This window comes from Cupriavidus nantongensis (genome assembly GCF_001598055.1).
Taxonomy (GTDB): domain Bacteria; phylum Pseudomonadota; class Gammaproteobacteria; order Burkholderiales; family Burkholderiaceae; genus Cupriavidus; species Cupriavidus nantongensis.
Genome location: NZ_CP014844.1, coordinates 455,653 through 473,308, shown reverse-complemented (window position 1 = coordinate 473,308; position 17,656 = coordinate 455,653). Strand labels below are relative to the sequence as shown.

Genomic DNA, 17,656 nt, shown 5'->3' with positions numbered 1-17,656 from the left:
AAACGGACCACAAGGCGGCCGCAAGCGGCCTGCGGGGCACCAGTGCGTTCCGTCGATGCAACAGGCACGCCGCTTCGTAGCCGTTTGGCCCGCGCCGCGGCGCAGTGTTCCCGAATCGCTTCGATCATGCCCGAACGAAATTCCCACGCCGCCTCGCCAATGCGGGGGCAACCATGAGCGACGCCACCGCAGTGCTGACCGGCCAGCTGCGCCCGGTCGAACATTGCAGCCGCTGCGGCGCCGGCTTCGTCTGCGGCTACGTCGCGGGCTTGCCCGAGTGCTGGTGCGCCAGCCAGCCGCTGCTGCCGGCGCGGCAGATCGTGCCGGGCCAGCACTGCCTGTGCCCGGCCTGCCTGGCGGACCGGAGACAGGCGGGTCAGGCGCCGGATTCCGAACCCGATTCGATACCCGATCCAGCGGGCGGCTGACGCGCCGGCGCGGCCGCCGCGCCGCTGTCCCACTGCATCGCCAGCATCCCGGCCACGATCAGCGCGGCGCCGGCCAGCCGCGCCGGCGTCAGTGCCCGCACCGCAAACCCGGCCAGGCCGAACTGGTCCACCAGCAGCGCGGCCAGCACCTGCCCGGCCACCACCGCGGCGATAAAGCCGGCGGCACCCAGCCTGGGCGCCATGATCAGCGCGGCCGAGATATAGAACACTCCCAGCACCCCGCCGCTCCACAGCCAGGCCGGCGCCTGCGCCAGCGCCGCCGGGGACGGCAGCGGCACCCGCATCAGCCACAGCACCGGCAGCAGCGCCACCAGACTGACCAGCAGCGACACCAGCGTGGCCGACAGCGGATGGCCGAGCATGCGACCGAGCGTGGCGTTGGCGCCGGCCTGGAACGGGATCGCGGCACCGGCCAGCACGGCGGTGCCTAGCGGCAGCCAGAGCGACGACGGGATAGAAAACGACAGCTGGGTGCCTGACATGGCGCGCTCCATAGGGCAAGATGCGATGCCAGCAGATTGAAATATCGCTTTGCGAATTTCCAATTCTGCTTTCGTACGTTTAATATTCGCCGAATGAATAGCCTACGCGGAATCGACCTCAACCTGCTGGTGGTGCTGGAAGCGCTGCTGGCGGAGCGCCATATCTCCCGCGCCGCGCTGCGGCTGCACCTGAGCCAGCCGGCGGTCAGCCATGCGCTCGGGCGGCTGCGGCAGCTGCTGGATGACCCGATCCTGGTGCGCGGCAAGGGCGGGCTGGTGCTGAGCGCGCGCGCGCACGAGCTGTCGGGCCCGCTGGCCGAGGCGCTGGCACAGGTGCGCATCCTGCTGGGGCCGAGCGGCTTCCAGCCGGCCACCGCGCGGCGCAGCTTCCGGCTGGCGATGTCCGACTACGGCGCGCTGGTGGTGCTGCCGCGGCTGCTGCGCGCGGTGCGCAAGGCCGCGCCCAATATCGACCTGGTGGTGTCGCAGGCCAGCCGCGAGGGCATGACCGCGCAGGTGGCCGATGGCGAGATCGACATGGCGCTGGGGGTGTTCAGCCACCAGCCCGAAGGCGTGCAATCGGCCGAGCTGTTCCGCGAAAGCTATGCCTGCGCGGTCGATGCCGCCACCGTGCGCGATACCGGCCGGCTCGACCAAGTGGCCTACCTGGCGCGCTCGCACGTGCTGGTCGCCACCCACAGCGAACGCATGGATGCGATCGACACGGCAGTGGCCAGGCTGGGGGGCCGGCGCAAGATCGCCTGCGTGGTGCCGCACTGGAGCGTGGCGCCGGCGCTGATCGCCGGGACCAACCTGGTGCTGACCACCGCGCGGCGCAGCCTGGCCGCGCTCGAGGACGACCCGCGCTACGCCGTGTTCGCGCCGCCGTTCGCGCTGGAAGACTTCACCTTCAGCATGATCTGGCATGAACGCACCGAGGCCGACCCCGCCCACGCCTGGCTGCGCGAGCGCGTGCTGGCGGCGGCATCGAGCCCGGAAGCAGACGAGCCGATCAGCCTGCGCGGCTGACGGCGCGGCGCCGGCATCGCGGCCGCGTATCAGCTGTTGTTCAGTGCTTGTGGTCGCCGTGGCCGGCATGACCGCCGGCGGCGGCCGGCACCATGCTGCGCACTTCGGCCGTGAGCTTCTGCTCGATCACCTTGCCGCCCTGCTCGATCTTCAGCGTGATAGGCACGGTATCGCCGGGCTTGAGCTGGGCCTTCAGGTCCATCAGCATCACGTGGTAGCCGCCCGGCTTCAGTTCGACGTTCTGCATTTTCGGCAGGTCCAGCGACTTGATCTGGCGCATGCGCATCACGTTGCCTTCCATCTTCATCTCGTGCAGCTCGGCCGCCGCCACCGGCGACGACACGCCGACCAGCTTCGCGTCCTGGTGCGCGTGCAGCACCATGAAAGCGCCGGAAGCGGTCTGAGTCGGCACCGTGCCGCGCACCCAGGCGTTGCTGACATCGACCTGGGCCAGCGCGGCGCCCGATGCCAGCGTGGCGGCCAGGGCGAAGGAAGCGGCCAGCGTGGCCGGGCGGAATTTGGCTTGCATCAAAGGCTCTCCTGAAAGCAGACATTAGACCATGGCGAGGACCGCCCCGCCTGCGCAACCAGCCAGTCTGGCAGCCGCGGCGGCCGCGCGCCAATGCGGCAAGGTGTCGCACGCGCCGGCGCCCCGCGGCGGCATTGATACACTCGCGCCATGCGCCCCGCCCCAGCCATGACCCGCCTGCCTGACTTCCCGTTCCTGTCGCCCCTGCCGGCCGGCAGTTCGGCACGCCATGGCCAGGTGACGCTGCGCCGCCTGTTCTGGCTGCGCTGGGCGCTGCTGGGCGGACAGGCGCTGACCGTGCTGGTGTGCGAGCCGATCGCCGGCATCCGCCTGCCCTACACGCCGCTGCTGGTGGTGCTGGGGCTGCAGGCGCTGTTCAACCTGCTCACCGGCCTGCGGCTGCGCCAGCACACGCGGCGCAACAGTGCGCCCGGCGAGGCCGAGCTGATGGGCCAGCTGCTGGTCGACCTGACCGCGCTGTCGGCGATCCTGTTCTACACCGGCGGCGCCACCAACCCGTTCGTCTCGTTTTACCTGCCGGGGCTGGCCATCGCCGCGGCCATCCTGCCGTGGCGCCAGGTGATTGCGCTGGCGCTGTACGCGCTGGCCTGCTACACGGTGCTGCTGATCGAATACGTGCCGCTGGACCTGCACAACCCGGACAACGCGGTGACCTACCACCTGGCCGGCATGTGGCTGAACTTTGTCGCCAGCGCGGTGATGATCGCGCTGTTCGTCGCGCGCCTGTCGGGCGTGCTGCGCCAGCGCGAGGCGCAGCTGAACCTGGCGCGCGAACAGCTGCTGCGCGAAGCGCGCGTCGAAGACCTGAACGGCCAGGCCGCCGCGGTCGCGCATGAAATCGGCACGCCGCTGGCGACGCTGGCGGTGATTGCCGGCGAGCTGCGCGCCGATGCCTCCGACGCCGGCCGCGGCGCCGCCGCGATCAGCGGCTACCTGGCCGACCTGCAGACCATGGAGCAGCAGCTGGCGCTGTGCCGTTCGACCCTGGCGCGGCTGCGCGAAGACCCGGCCACGCTGGCGCCGCAGCGCATCGACGGCTGGCTGCCGGCCTTTGCCGAGCGCTGGCAGCTGCGCCATCCCAATGCCAGCCTGCAGGCCGTGGCCACGCCGGGCGCCGGCGCGCAGTCGGTGGAAACCGCGCGCGTGGGCCAGATCCTGACCATCCTGCTCGACAACGCCGCGCGCAGCCAGCAGGCCGCCGGCCGCGGCGCGCAGCCGCTGCAGCTGCAGATCGCCATGGCGCCGGGCAACACCGCGCCGTGGCTGTCGTTCCGCGTCGCCGACCACGGCGACGGCATTCCCGAAGCGCTGCGCGGCCAGCTCGGCGAGACCCCGGTAGCCAGCCAGCACGGCGGCCAGGGCATCGGGCTGTACCTGGCGCAAAGCGCCGCCCGGCAGATGGGCGGCGAACTCGCCTGGCATGACCGCCCCGGAGGCGGCACCGTCGCCGAACTGCGCCTGCCCGCGCTCTCCACGCTTTCCACCTCGGCGGCTGCCGCCGCCACCGTGCCCTCTGCCTTATGACCGAACCCCTTACCCCGGTACCCGAAGCCACCGCACCGGCCGGCACGCCCTTCCTGGTGATCGACGACGACGAAGTCTTTGCCGGCACGCTGGCGCGCGCGCTGACGCGCCGCGGCTATGCCGTGGCAGTGGCGCACGATGGCCGCACCGCGCTGGCGCTGGCGGCGCGCACCGACTTTGCCTACGTCACGCTGGACCTGCACCTGGAGCCGCCGCCCGCAGCCGGCAGCACCGCGCCCGCCGAGTCCGGGCTGCAACTTGTGGCGCCGCTGCGGCAGGCCCTGCCCGACGCGCGCATCCTGATCCTGACCGGCTACGCCAGCATCGCCACCGCGGTGGCGGCGGTCAAGCAGGGCGCCGACGAATACCTGGCCAAGCCGGCCAATGTCGACTCGATCCTGACCGCGCTGATGGCGGGCGTGTCGGAAGACGCGGCGCAGGCCGCGCTGGAAGAACCGGTGCCGCTGTCGGTGGCGCGGCTCGAGTGGGAGCATATCCAGCGCGTGCTGGCCGAGCACGGCGGCAATATCTCCGCGACCGCGCGCGCGCTGAACATGCACCGGCGCACCTTGCAGCGCAAGCTGGGCAAGCGGCCGGTATCACGCTGAAGGCGGCAGGCGCTGAACGGCCCCCCCAATGCAAAAGGCCGCGCACGTGCGCGGCCTTTTGCATGGCGTGGCATGACGCCGCCTTACAGGCGCAGCTGGACGTAGTCCCAGTCCAGCCCGTCGGCGCCGTCCGGAGGCGTGCCGCTGTCGGCGATGCGCATGGCATCGCCGGCATGGCGGTCCGCCAGCGTGAACAGCGCGCCCGAATCCAGTGCCAGCGTCGCCGCCGCGGCGGCGGCCGCGCCCAGGGTGCCCGATTGCGCGGCTTCGGCCGCCGGCATCGCCGGACGGATGCAAAGGAAGGCCGTGGCGGCGGCCAGCGCGGCCAGCAGGCCGCCGGTGGCGAGCACGACCCGGCGAGTCTTGTAATGGACCATGTGATTTCTCCTGCCAGTGGGTTGAGGGGGATGCGGTGGCTCCCGCACCGGTCAATCGACCGTCAAGGTGCGCAAGGGTCGCATCGCCCGGCAACGCCGGCCAGCGGGCTTACCAATGCTTACGAGCCTTACCGGGATGTGGCAGGTGGAAACGCACGGACATGAAAAAAGGCGCACCGCGGTGCGCCTTCGTTGGGACGGCTGCGGGCTTTACAGCACGTAGCGCGACAGGTCCTCGTTGCCGGCGAGGTCGCCCAGGCGTTCCTCGACATACGCCGCATCGATCGTCACGGTCTCGCCGGACGACTTGGTGGCGTGGAACGACAGGTCTTCCAGCAGCCGCTCCATCACCGTATAAAGCCGGCGCGCGCCGATGTTCTCGACCTTCTCGTTGACCGAGAACGCGATCTCGGCGAGCCGGCGGATGCCGTCCGGCGCGAACACCAGGTTGACCTCTTCGGTGTTCAGCAGCGCCTGGTACTGCTTGGTCAGGCTGGCATCGGTCTGCGTCAGGATGGCCTCGAAGTCCTGCACCGACAGCGATTCCAGTTCGACGCGGATCGGGAAGCGGCCCTGCAGCTCGGGGATCAGGTCGCTCGGCTTGGACAGGTGGAACGCGCCCGAGGCAATGAACAGGATATGGTCGGTCTTGATCATGCCGTACTTGGTGTTCACCGTGGTGCCCTCGACCAGCGGCAGCAGGTCGCGCTGCACGCCCTGGCGCGACACCTCGCCGCCGCCGATATCGCTGCGGCTGGCGATCTTGTCGATCTCGTCCAGGAACACGATGCCGTTCTGCTCGACGTTGGCGATGGCCTTGTGCTTGAGTTCCTCGTCGTTGACCAGCTTGGCGGCCTCTTCGTCGATCAGCAGCTTGAACGCTTCCTTGACCTTCATCTTGCGGCGCGCCTTCTTGCCCTGGCCCAGGCCGGCGAACATCGAGCGGATCTGCTCGGTCATGTCTTCCATGCCCGGCGGGCCCATGATGTCCATGCTCGGCATGCCGGCGGAGACCTCGAGCTCGATGTCCTTGTCGTCGAGCTGGCCTTCGCGCAGCTTCTTGCGGAACACCTGGCGCGTGTTGGAGTCCTTCTCTTCCGGCTGCGAGAAGCCGATATCGCGCGGCGGCGGCAGCAGCACGTCGAGCAGCCGGTCCTCGGCGGCGTCCTCGGCCTTGGTGCGCACCTTCTTCATCTCGGATTCGCGCGTCTGCTTGATCGCCATCTCGGCGAGGTCGCGCACGATGGTGTCGACGTCGCGGCCGACATAGCCCACCTCGGTGAACTTGGTCGCCTCGATCTTGATGAAGGGCGCGTCGGCCAGCTTGGCCAGGCGGCGCGCGATCTCGGTCTTGCCGACGCCGGTCGGCCCGATCATCAGGATGTTCTTGGGGGTGATTTCCTGGCGCAGCGGCTCGGCCACCTGCTGGCGGCGCCAGCGGTTGCGCAGCGCCACCGCCACGGCCTTCTTGGCCTTGTTCTGGCCGATGATGTGCTTGTCGAGTTCGGAAACGATTTCCGACGGGGTCATGGTATGCGACATGGTATCCGTTCAGTTGGGGCGCGGTGCCAGCGGCTTATTCCAGCGTCTCGATGACGAAATTGGTGTTGGTGTAGATGCAGAGCTCGCCGGCGATGGTCAGCGCCTTCTCGACCACGTCCTTCGGCGCCATCTCGGTGTTCTCCATCAGCGCCTTGGCCGCCGACTGCGCATACGCGCCGCCCGACCCGATCGCGGCGATGCCGCCTTCGGGATCGAGCACGTCGCCGTTGCCGGTGATGACCAGCGTGGTGTCGCGGTCGGCGGTGATCAGCATGGCCTCCAGCCGGCGCAGCGCGCGGTCAGAACGCCAGTCCTTGGCGAGGTCGACCGCGGCGCGGGTCAGGTTGCCCTGGTATTTCTCCAGCTTGGCCTCGAAGCGGTCCAGCAGCGAGAAGGCGTCGGCGGTGCTGCCGGCAAACCCGACCAGCACCTTGCCGTTGTAGATGCGGCGCACCTTGCGCGCGGTGCCCTTCATCACGATATTGCCGAGCGTGACCTGACCATCACCGCCCAGCGCGACCTGATTGCCGCGGCGGACGCTGACGATGGTAGTGCCGTGATACTGTTCCATGGTGGCTTCCGTGAATATGTCAGGACCGTAGTTGGCGACGCCCCCGCGCGGTTTCAAGGCCTGCCGCGCACCTTGGCGGCGCGGCGGCAGTCTGACCAATATAGGATGCCGGCCAGCGCCGGTCGGGCCGAGCCGCAAACAAAAAAGGCCATGCGCAATGCATGGCCCTTCGGCACGACGCGCCGGCCAGCTGGCCGGCGCGCCGCATGAATCACTCCATCGGCTCAGTCCGATCGACCTGTCCGATCGATCAGTCCGATCGATCAGTCCGCATAAACGCCGGCCTTCCTGATCACCGGGGTCCACTTGTTGATCTCGGCGCCCAGGAAGGTACGCAGCGAATCCGGCGTGGCGCGCTGCGCGGGCACGGCCTCGGCGCCCAGCTCGGCCATCTTGGCGCGGAAGGCCGGGTCGGCCACCGACTTCTGCAGCGCGGCCGACAGCTTGTCGATCACCGGCTTGGGCGTGCCCTTGGGCGCGTACATGGCGTGCCAGATCTTGACTTCGACGCCCGGCAGGCCCTGCTCGGCGGCGGTCGGGATGTCCTTGAAGGCTTCCACGCGGCGCGACTGCATGGCCGCATACGGCTTGAGCGCGCCCGCCTTGAGCTGGCCGGCGATATTGGTGGTCTGGTCGCACATCAGGTTGACCTGGCCACCCAGGATGTCGGTCAGCGCCGGCGCGGTGCCCTTGTACGGCACCGTGGTCAGCTCGGTCTGGATCGCGCTCTGGAACAGCAGGCCGCACAGGTGCGAGGCCGAGCTGATGCCGGCATTGGCCAGCGACAGCTTGCTGGCGTTGGCCTTGATATACGGCAGCAGCTCCTTGAAGGTGTTGGGCGGCAGCGACTTGTTGCCCACCAGCACCATCGGCACGTCGGCGATCTCGCCGACCATTTCAAAGTCCTTGAGCGGATCGAAGCCGAGGTTGCGATACAGCGCCGGGGCCGTGGACATGCCGATATGGTGGATCAGCACGGTGTGGCCATCGTTTTTGGCCTGGACCACCTTCTTGGCGCCGATGGTGCCGCCGGCACCGCCGAGGTTCTCGATCACGATGGTCGCGCCCAGGTGCTTGGACATGATCATGGTCAGTTCGCGCGAGACCTTGTCGGTCGGGCCGCCCGCGGCAAACGGCACCACCGCCGTCACCGGCTTGCTGCCGGGATATTCCTGGGCGTACGCGCCCGTCGACACACCCATCGCGCTGACTGCCATAGCGGCCGCGACCATCTTTGCCACTCGTTTCATGCTCTCTTCTCCTGGTTCCCGGTAATACCCGTCTGCAATGCGTTGCCGCCAGCCCGGCGTCCGCGTGGGGCGGGCGCACTGGCGCGGTCTCTCTGGCCGCGCTTGGACCATGCCGGCTGGCTTCGCTGCCCACCGTAAACGGCAAGGGCGGGGCTTGATGTTAACAACAGCAGACAATAGGCAGGTATAGGGGCTAACCCGCCTGCAATCCGCGGCATATGGCGAGAAAGCGAGAAGAACTGGCAGCAATCGACCACAAACTCCGCGTTTCGCGACAGCCGCCGCCGGCTAGCGGAAGAAACCGAGCATTTCCTCGAGCAGCGGCTCGGGGGCTTCCTCTGGGATGTAATGGCCGCAGGGCAGCGCGCGACCGCTCACGTCGGCGGCTACTTCCTGCCACAGCGCCAGCGGCTCGAAGCAGCGCGCCACCACGCCGTGCTCGCCCCACAGCACACGCAGCGGCAGCGCCAGGCGGCGCCCGGCGTCGCGCTCGGCGCGGTCGTGCTCGAGGTCGATGGTGGCGGCGGCGCGGTAGTCCTCGCACATGGCGTGCACGCGCGCCGGGTCGCGCATCGCCGCGGTGTAGGCGGCCATGGCGTCGGGCGCGAACGCAGACAGGCCGGCGTGGCGCAGCCCCATCAGCTTCTGGATGTAGAAATCCGGCTCGGCGTTGATCAGCGTCTCTGGGAACGGCGCCGGCTGGATCAGGAAGAACCAGTGCCAGTAGGCGGCGGCAAAGGCCATGCTGGTGCGCTCGTACATGGCCAGCGTCGGCGCGATGTCGAGCAGCATGGCGCGGCTGACCGCGTCGGGATGGTCCAGGCAGAGCCGGTGCGAGACGCGCGCGCCGCGGTCGTGGCCGCACAGCGCAAAGCGCTGGAATCCGAGCGCCGCCATCAGCGCCACCTGGTCCTGCGCCATGGTGCGCTTGCTGTAGCGCTCGTGGCCGGCATTGCCGGGCGGCGCGGCGCTGCTGCCGTAGCCGCGCAGGTCGGTGGCGATCACGGTGAAGTGGTCGGCCAGCGCGGGCGCCACCCGGTGCCAGATCAGGTGGCTTTGCGGGTGGCCGTGCAACAGCAGCAGCGGCGGCCCCGAGCCGCCCCGCACCCCGGCGATCTCGACCTCGCCGACCTGCTGCCGGAACGGTTCGAAATTCGGGAACAGCAGCGCGCTCGCGTCGTTCAGCATGGGGGTCTCCGCTCAGGTGGTCTTGTCAGGTGGTCTTGTCACGTGCTCCTGTGCCGATCATAGGCGCAATCCGTCGCCCCGGCTGACGCAACTGAATTGCAACAACCAGAGGGCTATGGTTAAATCCGGCCATGACCCGTCCCAGTCCGGACCGGCCGGCCCTGGCGCCGGAACCGGCAATCCCGACCCCGGCGGCCCTGGAGGCCGCCCATGAACGCCTGCGCCGGCTGGGCGCGCGCGTGACCCAGCCGCGGCTGTGCATCCTGGCCTGCCTGATCGGCAGCGACGCGGCGCTGACGCACCAGGCCGTGATCGACCGGCTGCCGCAGGCCGGCGAGACCATCGACCGCGTCACCGTCTACCGCGTGCTGGACTGGCTGGTGGACCAGGGTGTGGCGCAGAAGCGCGCCGGCAACGACCGCGTGTTCCGCTTTAGCCTGGTCGAGCACGAGGCCGCGCGCGCGCAGGAGCATCGCCAGCACAGCCATTTCCACTGCACCCGCTGCGACCGCACCTTCTGCCTGGACGATGCCGCCGCCCCGGCGCAGCCGGCCGCGCCGCGCGTGCCCAGCGGCTTTGCCATCGAACATGTCGAACTGACCGTGAACGGCGTCTGCGCCGAATGCGGCAAGCGTACGCGCGCCGCCCACTGACCGGCACTCATTTCCCGGAGAACCAACAATGTCCAAACTGATTCCGGTCACGATCCTGACCGGCTTCCTCGGCAGCGGCAAGACCACCCTGCTCAAGCGCATCCTGAACGAGCAGCACGGCATGAAGATCGCCGTGATCGAGAACGAGTTCGGCGAAGAGAACATCGACAACGAGATCCTGGTGCAGGACGGCCGCGAGCAGATCGTGCAGATGAGCAACGGCTGCATCTGCTGCACCATCCGCGGCGACCTGGTGCAGGCGCTGTCGACGCTGCTGACGCGCCGCGACGCCGGCGAGATCGGGTTCGACCGCGTGGTGATCGAGACCACCGGCGTGGCCAACCCGGGCCCGGTGGCGCAGACCTTCTTCATGGATGAAGAGATCGCCTCGCGCTACCTGCTCGATGCGGTGATCACGCTGGTCGACGCCAAGCACGCCCACCTGCAGCTCGACAAGCAGGAAGAGGCGCAGCGCCAGGTCGGCTTTGCCGACGCCATCTTCATCACCAAGTCCGACCTGGTCGGCGAAGCCGACGTGGCCGAGCTGCGCCACCGCCTGCTGCATATGAACCCGCGCGCGCCGATCCGCCTGGTCAATTTCGGCGAGGCCCCGATCGACAGCATCTTCGACCTGCGCGGCTTCAACCTGAACGCCAAGCTCGAGATCGACCCGGAATTCCTGCGCGCCGAGGAACACGACCACGATCACGCGCACGATCACGACCATGAGCACGGCGACCATTGCGGCGCCGACTGCGGCCACGATCACGATCATGGCCACGGCCACGTGCATGATCACCATCACCACCACCACCATACCGACCGCATCGCGTCGTTCGTCTTCCGCAGCGACAAGCCGTTCCACTACGGCAAGCTGGAAGAATTCCTGTCCGGCATCCTGGCTGTCTACGGGGAAAAACTGTTGCGCTACAAGGGCGTACTATATATGGAGGGGGTGGACCGCAAAGTGGTGTTCCAGGGCGTTCACCAGCTGATGGGCAGCGACATCGGTGCCAAGTGGGAAGACGAGACCCCGGGCACGCGCATGGTGTTCATCGGCGTGGACCTGCCCCGCGACGCCATCCTCAAGGGCCTGGAAAACTGCCTGGCCTGAGTGCGCCTGCCGTCCTATGGGCGGCATCCCTTCCGACACCGCCGCGCGGCTGCCCCCCGTTCGGGGTACCGGGGAAATACCGAAGCGCCAGCCGGTTTTCCCCATATCTCCGAAAAATTTGTTCAAGTACAATAGGCCGGATTTGATACCGGTGGCGCACCTTTTTCCCGCCGCCGGTGTCCGGTCCACCGCTTGCCGGTGGACTTGCAGGGCGGCGGTTGTCGTCAGCATGAGGCAGGCCGCCAGCAGGTGCGGTCGCAGTGCTTCGTGCGGAGACCGCCTGTTCCGCTTGGGGTACCCCGACGCGCGCCGTCACTGACTGACGCGAGAGAGAGGTGTCCCCATGACAGCCGCAACGAAGACCAAAGAAAGCCGCAGCAAGACTGGTAGTGCAGCGGCAGAGACGCTCAAGACGCAGCCTGTGAAGGCCGCGTCCGCTCCCCGCGGCAGTACGGCGAACGCCGAAGCGGGCGCAAGGAAGGGAGGCCCGCGAAGCAGCAAGACTGCAGCCAGCCAGAGTGAAACAACCGTGGCGCGCAAGCGCGCGGACAGCGCACCCGCGCGGACTGAGACGCCGCCGGCCGCATCAACAAGAGAATCAGCAGCAACCATGAGCAGCAACAAACTTCTGACTGAAGCTGAAATCCTGAAGATGAGCGACAAGGATTACATGAACGAAGCGCAGCTCGCTTTCTTCAAGCACCGCCTTGAACAGCTGCGCGACGAAATCCTGAAGAACGCTGACCAGACCACGGAACACCTGCGCGAAACCGTGATCGTGCCGGATCCGGCCGACCGCGCCACCATCGAGGAAGAACACGCGCTGGAACTGCGCACGCGCGACCGCGAGCGCAAGCTGCTGAAGAAGGTCGAACAGTCGCTGCAGCGCATCGAGTCCGGCGACTACGGCTGGTGCGAAGAAACCGGCGAGCCGATCGGCGTGCCGCGCCTGCTGGCGCGCCCCACCGCGACGCTGTCGCTGGAAGCGCAGCAACGCCGCGAACTGCGCCAGAAGCTGTTCGGCGACTGAAGCACGGCGCGCCGGCCCGCCGGCGCAGCCTGCGCAACAACGGCCCGGGTACCCGGGCCGTTTGTTTTTGAGGCCCACACCCGCCCTTGTCGCGCCAGGGCCACGGCCCGACATTGAGAATCATCCGGCTGTTGCCGCCGCCGCCTTTCTGGTAAATTCGCAACCTTGTTGCAACAGCGCGCCGCGGCTATGCGCGCTGCGTTGCCCTCTCCACATTCCCTGCTGCTGCCATGGCTGATCGCCTGCCCGTCACCGTGCTGTCCGGTTTGCCCGGCGCCGGCAAGACTACGCTGCTGAACCACCTGCTCGCGCATGGCGCCGGCGGGCGGGTCGGCGTGCTGGTCTGCGGCGCGCAGCACGGGCAAGCGCTGGCTGCGCTGCCGCCCGGTTGCGAGGCCACGCTGCTGCCGTCGGGCGAGCCGCTGCTCGCCGAAGCCGCCAGGCTGGCCGCCACGGACCGTTTCGACGCGCTGCTGGTCGAGGCCGACGGCCTGGACGAGCCGCTGGCGATTGCCGAAGGCTTCCTGTTCGAGGCCGAGCATGGCGCGGGGCCCGACGCGGCCGTGCAGCCCGATACGCTGGTGACCGTGGTCGATGCCGCTACCGTGCTGCGCGACCTCAACGAAGCCGAGTTCCTCGCCGACCGCGGCCTGGCGCAGGACCAGGACGACGACCGCACCGTGGCCGAAGTGCTGGTGGCGCAGATCGAAGGCTGCGACGTGATCGTGCTGAACAAGGCCGACCTCGTCGGCGCCGCCGAGCTGGCGCGGCTGCGCGCGGCGCTGCAGGCGCTGAACCCGCGCGCCGACATCGTCGCGGCCAGCTTCGGCAAGGTGCCGCCCGGCCGCGTGCAGGGCACCGGCCGCTTTGATTTCGAAGCCGCCGCCGAAGGCGCCGGCTGGCTCGCCGCGCTGCGTGGCGAGGCGCCCGCGGCGGATGCCGCCAGCGGCGTGTCCACGCTGGTCTACCGCCGCCGCCGCCCGTTCCACCCGCAACGCTTCGCCGACCTGATCCATACCGAATGGCTGCGCGAGCATGGCAGCGTGCTGCGCTCCAAAGGCCTGTTCTGGCTGGCAAGCCGCATGGAAACCGCGGGCGACTGGAACCAGTCCGGCGGCGTCTGCCGCCATGGCGGCGCCGGTGCCTGGTGGGCGGCGCTGGACCCGGCCGAATGGCCGGTAGATGCCGCCGAGCGTGCGGAGGTGGAAGCCGACATGCAAGACGCCGGCGCCCCGGCGCCGTTCGGCGACCGCCGCCAGGAACTGGTGCTGATCGGCCTGGACCTCGACCACGCCGCGCTGCAGGCCCGTCTCGACGCCTGCCTGCTGAGCGATGCCGAGATGGCCGCCGGCGTGGAGGCCTGGGCCGCGTATCCGGACCCGTTCCCCGCCTGGGTCGATGACTTCGACGACGACCACGACCATGGCCACGATCACAGCCATGGCGATGACTGCGATTGCGGCGATCCCGGCCACGATCACGGTCACCAGGGCCGCAATCCCCATGCGCACTGACTGGTTCGCCCGCCTGCGCGCGCACGGCCCGGGCCTCTGGTCCGCGCTGTGGCTGGCGCTGTGCCTGCTGCTGGCGCAGCATGCCGGGCTGACCCACCGCATCGTCCACGGCGGCCTGCTGGCACCGGCCAGTGCCCCGTCCGCAGCCAAGGTCGCCGCGTCCGACAGTGATCCGCACCCGCTGTCGCAGGCCTTCAGCGGTCACTCGTGCGTGCTGTTCGATGGTGCCACCGTCGCCGACACCCATTGCGGCAAGCTGCCGCCGCTGCAGCTTGCCTACGGCAAGCCGGTCAAGCCCGCCAGCCTGGCCTGGCGCTGGCCCGACCTGCCCTCATCCCAGCCCTTCCAGTCGCGCGCCCCGCCGGCGCCGGCCATCGCCCTCGCCTGATCCGGGACGCGGCCAGCGCCGCGCACCCGCCGTCTTACGCATTCCGAGCTGAACACGCGCCCTGCCGGCCGCGCCGCCATGCCCTTTGCTGGCGTGCCGCGCCTGGCCGGATGCCGCCGTGCCAGCCGGGCCGATTGCCACTGCATTGCTCCGCGCGCCATGTCGAAGAACCGTTATACCGCCCGCCGTTACCCCCAGCCTGCCGCCCCGCGCCTGACCCCGCTGGCGGCACTTGCCGCCTCCCTGACCGCCACGCTGGCCACCGCCCTGGTGGCGCCCGCAGCGCTGGCGCAGACCGCCACCGCGCCCGCCGCAGACACTGCACCGGCCACGCCTGCCGCTGGCGCCACGCTGCGCGAAGTCGTGGTCACCGCCAACCCGCTGGGCAGCGACCTGAACGACATGGTGGCGCCGGTCTCGACGCTGGGCGGCGACGCGCTGGCCGTGCGCCAGGCCAGCACGCTGGGCGAGACCCTCGACAAGCTGCCCGGGGTCTCGTCGACCTACTTCGGCCCCAACGCCAGCCGGCCGGTGATCCGCGGCCTGGACGGCGACCGCATCAAGGTGCTGCAGAACGGCGGCACCACGGTCGACGCCTCGACGCTGTCCTACGACCATGCCGTGCCGGTCGATCCGCTGGTGGCCGAGCGCATCGAAGTCGTGCGCGGGCCGGCGGCGCTGATGTACGGCGGCAATGCCATCGGCGGCGTGGTCAACGTGATCGACAACCGCATCCCGAAGGAGCCGATCGAAGGCGTCGGCGGCGCGATCGATGCCAGCGCCACCGCCGGCGGCGACCAGGCGCGCAACGCCAGCGCGCTGATCGAGGCCGGCAACGGCAAGTTTGCGGTCCACGCCGATGCCTTCGCGCGCAAGACCAGCGACCTGCGCATCCCCGGCTACGCGCGCAGCGACCGCCTGCGCAACGCCGAGCCGCTGCCCGACGGCGAGGCCGAACCCTACGGCCGCCTGCCCAATACCAGCGCCGACCAGCAGGGCGGCTCGCTGGGCGGCTCCTACACTTGGGCCGATGGCTTCCTCGGCGCCAACTACAGCGCCTACCGCAACGACTACGGCACGCCCGCCGAAGACGCGGTGCGGCTGAAAATGAAGCAGGACCGCTTCGCGCTGGAAGGCGAGGCACGCAACCTCGCCGGCAACACCGGCGGCTGGTTCGAGTCGGTCAAGGGCAAGGTCAGCTTCACCGACTACGAGCACCGCGAAATCGAGGACGGCGAGACCGGCACCATCTTCAAGAACCGCGGCTGGGATGCGCGCTTCGAGGCCCGCCACGCGAAGATCGGCAACCTGACCGGCGTGATCGGCACGCAGTTCGGCCACACCAACTTCTCGGCGCTGGGCGAAGAGGCGTTCGTGCCCAGCACCAACACCGACAACGCCGCGCTGTTCCTGTTCGAGGAACTGCCTTTGACCGCCGGCGGCGACCTGAAGCTGAACTTCGGCGGCCGGCTCGACCACAGCAGCGTCAAGGCCAGCGCCAACGGCAACGACCGCTTCGCCGACGCCAACCGCAGCTTCAACGCCACCAGCGCCTCGGCCGGCCTGCTTTACAAGATGAACCCGGCGTGGTCGCTGACCAGCAACCTGTCCTACACCGAACGCGCGCCGACCTTCTACGAGCTGTACGCCAACGGTCCCCACGTCGCCACCGGCGCCTGGGAAGTCGGCGATCCCAATGCCAACAAGGAGCGCGCCACCTCGATCGACCTGGGCGTGCGCTTCAAGTCAGGCGCGCACAGCGCCGGCGTGTCGGGCTACTACAGCCGCTTCGCCAACTACCTCGCGCTCAGCGCCACCGGCCGCGCCCGCGACGAGGCCGGCGACGTGGTCGCGCCCGGCAGCCCGGACGCGCTGCCCGAGTTCCAGTACCTGGGCGTGCCGGCGACGCTGTACGGCTTCGAGGTCGAAGGCAAGACGCGCCTGCTGCAGAAGATGCTGACCAGCAGCGACACGCTCGACTTCGAGGCGCGCGCCGACTACGTGCGCGGCGAAAACCGCGACACCGGCGAGCCGCTGCCGCGGCTGGCGCCGCTGCGCCTGGGCGGCGCGCTGGTGTATGGCGCCGGGCCCTGGGGCGCACGCGTCGATGTCACCTACGCGGCCAGGCAGACGCGCGTGCCGACCAACGACACACCGACCGATGCCTACACGCTGCTGAGCCTGGCGCTGACCTACAAGTTCAAGGTGGCGGGCACGCAAACCCTGGTGTACCTGCGCGGCGACAACCTGACCAACCAGGACGCGCGCAACGCGGGCTCGATCCTGCGGGATATCGCGCCGATGGCGGGCAGGAGTGTGAAGGTGGGGTTCAGGACGTCGTTCTGATCGGCCTGCCGCAAGGCCGCGCATCCCGATTGTGTGCTCCCTCTCCCGCTTGCGGGAGAGGGTAGCAAACCAGCAGGAGCGACGGATCCCTCGCTATGAGGCGCGGCCTCGGCGCGGAATCAATCCCGATTCACCACCCACTCCCCCTCGACCTGCGCCGCCCCCACCCGCGCCAGCGCCCCCACCGTCTGCGCGCAGAGCTCAGCCATCTGCTGCCCCGGCATAAAGCGCTCGCGCATGTGGGCCATCAGCGGCGCCGCCTCCATCCACGCGGCCAATGCCGCCAGCGTCATCCGCTGCGCCTCGAGCAGCTTGAATTTCACCAGCACCTTGACCGCATGCGCGGCATTGCGCGCCGGGTCGGCGCTCAGGTACGCCAGGCGTCCCTGCGCGCGCTCGACCGCCGCGGCGACGTCGGTGAACACGCTGCCGTGGCCGGGGATCACCACGCGCACATCGAGTTGCGCGATGCGCGCCAGCACTGCCGCCTGTTCGGCGAAGCCGCTCTCGCCCTCCAGCTCGGGAAAGATCACGCCGAAGCCGTTCTGCCACAGCGCATCCCCGGATATCAGGATGCGCTCCGCGGGCGCGAACAGCATCACCGCGTGCGGATCGTGACCGGGGGCTGCCACCACCTGCCAGTCGATGCCGCCCAGGCGCAGCGTGTCGCCGTCGTTCAGCACGCTGTCGAAGGTAAAGCGGTCGCACTGCTGGCCGGTGGCCTTGTAGCTGAGCGCATCGGTATCCCACGCCGCCACGGCCTCGGCCTCGGCCGCGGGGATCGCGGTGCGCGGCTGCCAGCGTGCCTGCAGCGCGGCATTGCCGCCGCAGTGGTCGGAGTGCAGATGGGTGTTGATCACGCGCGCCAGCGGCCGGCCCTGCAGCGCGGACGCCACCAGCGCCAGCGTCTGCGGCGCGTGGGTGACGTAGCCGGTGTCGACCAGCGCGGTATCGTCGCCGTCGTCGAACAGGATGTTGTTGGCCGACAGCCAGCCGCGCTCGAACACGCGCATGGTGGCCGGCAAGCGCGGCACGGTGTTT

18 protein-coding genes are annotated in these 17,656 nt (G+C 69.3%); 10 read left to right on the top strand and 8 right to left on the bottom strand.

The window, feature by feature from the left end; all coding sequences use genetic code 11:
• Nucleotides 1–173 precede the first annotated feature (173 nt).
• Nucleotides 174–428 carry a cysteine-rich CWC family protein gene (locus A2G96_RS32170; protein WP_082818821.1) on the top strand — a complete coding sequence of 85 codons (255 nt, stop codon included), beginning with the start codon at nt 174–176 and terminating at the stop codon, nt 426–428.
• Here the strand turns inward: A2G96_RS32170 and A2G96_RS02115 are convergent.
• A complete protein-coding gene (locus A2G96_RS02115) occupies nt 377–931 on the bottom strand; it encodes a DMT family transporter (RefSeq protein ID WP_062796336.1) in 555 nt (184 codons plus the stop codon). The genes A2G96_RS32170 and A2G96_RS02115 overlap by 52 nt on opposite strands.
• A 93-nt stretch (nt 932–1,024) precedes the next feature.
• Between A2G96_RS02115 and A2G96_RS02110 the strand changes: the two genes are divergently transcribed.
• On the top strand, nt 1,025–1,960 hold the full coding sequence (locus A2G96_RS02110; RefSeq protein WP_062796334.1) for a LysR family transcriptional regulator: 936 nt from the start codon (nt 1,025–1,027) through the stop codon (nt 1,958–1,960).
• A gap of 40 nt (nt 1,961–2,000) precedes the next feature.
• Here A2G96_RS02110 and A2G96_RS02105 read toward each other — a convergent pair whose 3' ends face one another.
• A complete protein-coding gene (locus tag A2G96_RS02105; protein WP_062796332.1) occupies nt 2,001–2,489 on the bottom strand; it encodes a copper chaperone PCu(A)C in 489 nt (162 codons plus the stop codon).
• A 150-nt stretch (nt 2,490–2,639) separates the two neighbouring features.
• On the opposite strand from A2G96_RS02105, the gene A2G96_RS02100 reads away from it, so the two are divergent.
• Both A2G96_RS02100 and A2G96_RS02095 read left to right on the top strand, forming a co-directional pair.
• The gene (locus tag A2G96_RS02100; RefSeq protein WP_062796330.1) at nt 2,640–4,034 is read left to right on the top strand and encodes an ATP-binding protein; all 1,395 of its coding nucleotides are present in this window, start codon (nt 2,640–2,642) and stop codon (nt 4,032–4,034) included.
• On the top strand, nt 4,031–4,642 hold the full coding sequence (locus A2G96_RS02095; RefSeq protein WP_062796328.1) for a response regulator transcription factor: 612 nt from the start codon (nt 4,031–4,033) through the stop codon (nt 4,640–4,642). Before A2G96_RS02100 ends, A2G96_RS02095 begins: the two co-directional genes overlap by 4 nt.
• A gap of 83 nt (nt 4,643–4,725) precedes the next feature.
• Here the strand turns inward: A2G96_RS02095 and A2G96_RS02090 are convergent, their stop codons facing one another.
• From A2G96_RS02090 to A2G96_RS02070, 5 genes are all read right to left on the bottom strand, one after another.
• The gene (locus A2G96_RS02090; protein ID WP_062796326.1) at nt 4,726–5,019 is read right to left on the bottom strand and encodes a hypothetical protein; all 294 of its coding nucleotides are present in this window, start codon (nt 5,017–5,019) and stop codon (nt 4,726–4,728) included.
• Between the two features lie 210 nt (nt 5,020–5,229).
• A complete protein-coding gene (hslU, locus tag A2G96_RS02085) occupies nt 5,230–6,561 on the bottom strand; it encodes an ATP-dependent protease ATPase subunit HslU (RefSeq protein ID WP_062796324.1) in 1,332 nt (443 codons plus the stop codon).
• A gap of 34 nt (nt 6,562–6,595) precedes the next feature.
• Nucleotides 6,596–7,132, bottom strand: a complete 537-nt coding sequence (gene hslV, locus A2G96_RS02080) for an ATP-dependent protease subunit HslV (protein ID WP_012351483.1) — start codon at nt 7,130–7,132, stop codon at nt 6,596–6,598.
• A gap of 263 nt (nt 7,133–7,395) precedes the next feature.
• Entirely contained in the window at nt 7,396–8,382 is a 987-nt protein-coding gene (locus tag A2G96_RS02075; RefSeq protein ID WP_062796322.1) for a tripartite tricarboxylate transporter substrate-binding protein, read from the bottom strand.
• 288 nt (nt 8,383–8,670) lie between these two features.
• Nucleotides 8,671–9,570: an alpha/beta fold hydrolase gene (locus A2G96_RS02070; protein WP_062796321.1), complete on the bottom strand. Its 900-nt coding sequence runs from the start codon at nt 9,568–9,570 to the stop codon at nt 8,671–8,673.
• Between the two features lie 131 nt (nt 9,571–9,701).
• Between A2G96_RS02070 and A2G96_RS02065 the strand changes: the two genes are divergently transcribed.
• The 6 genes from A2G96_RS02065 to A2G96_RS02040 all read left to right on the top strand — a co-directional run bounded on the left by A2G96_RS02065 (nt 9,702) and on the right by A2G96_RS02040 (nt 16,615).
• Complete coding sequence (locus tag A2G96_RS02065; protein ID WP_062796320.1) at nt 9,702–10,223, top strand: Fur family transcriptional regulator; 522 nt, start codon at nt 9,702–9,704, stop codon at nt 10,221–10,223.
• Between the two features lie 28 nt (nt 10,224–10,251).
• Nucleotides 10,252–11,337: a CobW family GTP-binding protein gene (locus A2G96_RS02060; protein WP_062796319.1), complete on the top strand. Its 1,086-nt coding sequence runs from the start codon at nt 10,252–10,254 to the stop codon at nt 11,335–11,337.
• A 610-nt stretch (nt 11,338–11,947) separates the two neighbouring features.
• Complete coding sequence (dksA, locus tag A2G96_RS02055) at nt 11,948–12,367, top strand: RNA polymerase-binding protein DksA (protein ID WP_010813282.1); 420 nt, start codon at nt 11,948–11,950, stop codon at nt 12,365–12,367.
• A 230-nt stretch (nt 12,368–12,597) separates the two neighbouring features.
• Nucleotides 12,598–13,881: a GTP-binding protein gene (locus A2G96_RS02050; protein ID WP_062796317.1), complete on the top strand. Its 1,284-nt coding sequence runs from the start codon at nt 12,598–12,600 to the stop codon at nt 13,879–13,881.
• A complete protein-coding gene (locus tag A2G96_RS02045) occupies nt 13,871–14,269 on the top strand; it encodes a hypothetical protein (RefSeq protein WP_062796315.1) in 399 nt (132 codons plus the stop codon). Before A2G96_RS02050 ends, A2G96_RS02045 begins: the two co-directional genes overlap by 11 nt.
• A 159-nt stretch (nt 14,270–14,428) precedes the next feature.
• Nucleotides 14,429–16,615, top strand: coding sequence for a TonB-dependent receptor (locus A2G96_RS02040; protein WP_062802013.1), 2,187 nt, complete (start codon nt 14,429–14,431; stop codon nt 16,613–16,615).
• 119 nt (nt 16,616–16,734) lie between these two features.
• On the opposite strand, the gene A2G96_RS02035 is transcribed toward A2G96_RS02040, so the two are convergent.
• The gene (locus A2G96_RS02035; protein ID WP_062802012.1) at nt 16,735–17,628 is read right to left on the bottom strand and encodes an MBL fold metallo-hydrolase; all 894 of its coding nucleotides are present in this window, start codon (nt 17,626–17,628) and stop codon (nt 16,735–16,737) included.
• Nucleotides 17,629–17,656 lie beyond the last annotated feature (28 nt).

Excerpts from the sequence above, each read along its gene's own strand:
- A2G96_RS32170 (WP_082818821.1), top strand. The coding sequence starts at position 174 with ATGAGCGACGCCACCGCAGTGCTGACCGGCCAGCTGCGCCCGGTCGAA.
- A2G96_RS02115 (WP_062796336.1), bottom strand. The coding sequence starts at position 931 with ATGTCAGGCACCCAGCTGTCGTTTTCTATCCCGTCGTCGCTCTGGCTG.
- A2G96_RS02110 (WP_062796334.1), top strand. The coding sequence starts at position 1,025 with ATGAATAGCCTACGCGGAATCGACCTCAACCTGCTGGTGGTGCTGGAA.
- A2G96_RS02105 (WP_062796332.1), bottom strand. The coding sequence starts at position 2,489 with ATGCAAGCCAAATTCCGCCCGGCCACGCTGGCCGCTTCCTTCGCCCTG.
- A2G96_RS02100 (WP_062796330.1), top strand. The coding sequence starts at position 2,640 with ATGCGCCCCGCCCCAGCCATGACCCGCCTGCCTGACTTCCCGTTCCTG.
- A2G96_RS02095 (WP_062796328.1), top strand. The coding sequence starts at position 4,031 with ATGACCGAACCCCTTACCCCGGTACCCGAAGCCACCGCACCGGCCGGC.
- A2G96_RS02090 (WP_062796326.1), bottom strand. The coding sequence starts at position 5,019 with ATGGTCCATTACAAGACTCGCCGGGTCGTGCTCGCCACCGGCGGCCTG.
- hslU (WP_062796324.1), bottom strand. The coding sequence starts at position 6,561 with ATGTCGCATACCATGACCCCGTCGGAAATCGTTTCCGAACTCGACAAG.
- hslV (WP_012351483.1), bottom strand. The coding sequence starts at position 7,132 with ATGGAACAGTATCACGGCACTACCATCGTCAGCGTCCGCCGCGGCAAT.
- A2G96_RS02075 (WP_062796322.1), bottom strand. The coding sequence starts at position 8,382 with ATGAAACGAGTGGCAAAGATGGTCGCGGCCGCTATGGCAGTCAGCGCG.
- A2G96_RS02070 (WP_062796321.1), bottom strand. The coding sequence starts at position 9,570 with ATGCTGAACGACGCGAGCGCGCTGCTGTTCCCGAATTTCGAACCGTTC.
- A2G96_RS02065 (WP_062796320.1), top strand. The coding sequence starts at position 9,702 with ATGACCCGTCCCAGTCCGGACCGGCCGGCCCTGGCGCCGGAACCGGCA.
- A2G96_RS02060 (WP_062796319.1), top strand. The coding sequence starts at position 10,252 with ATGTCCAAACTGATTCCGGTCACGATCCTGACCGGCTTCCTCGGCAGC.
- dksA (WP_010813282.1), top strand. The coding sequence starts at position 11,948 with ATGAGCAGCAACAAACTTCTGACTGAAGCTGAAATCCTGAAGATGAGC.
- A2G96_RS02050 (WP_062796317.1), top strand. The coding sequence starts at position 12,598 with ATGGCTGATCGCCTGCCCGTCACCGTGCTGTCCGGTTTGCCCGGCGCC.
- A2G96_RS02045 (WP_062796315.1), top strand. The coding sequence starts at position 13,871 with ATGCGCACTGACTGGTTCGCCCGCCTGCGCGCGCACGGCCCGGGCCTC.
- A2G96_RS02040 (WP_062802013.1), top strand. The coding sequence starts at position 14,429 with ATGTCGAAGAACCGTTATACCGCCCGCCGTTACCCCCAGCCTGCCGCC.
- A2G96_RS02035 (WP_062802012.1), bottom strand. The coding sequence starts at position 17,628 with ATGCGCGTGTTCGAGCGCGGCTGGCTGTCGGCCAACAACATCCTGTTC.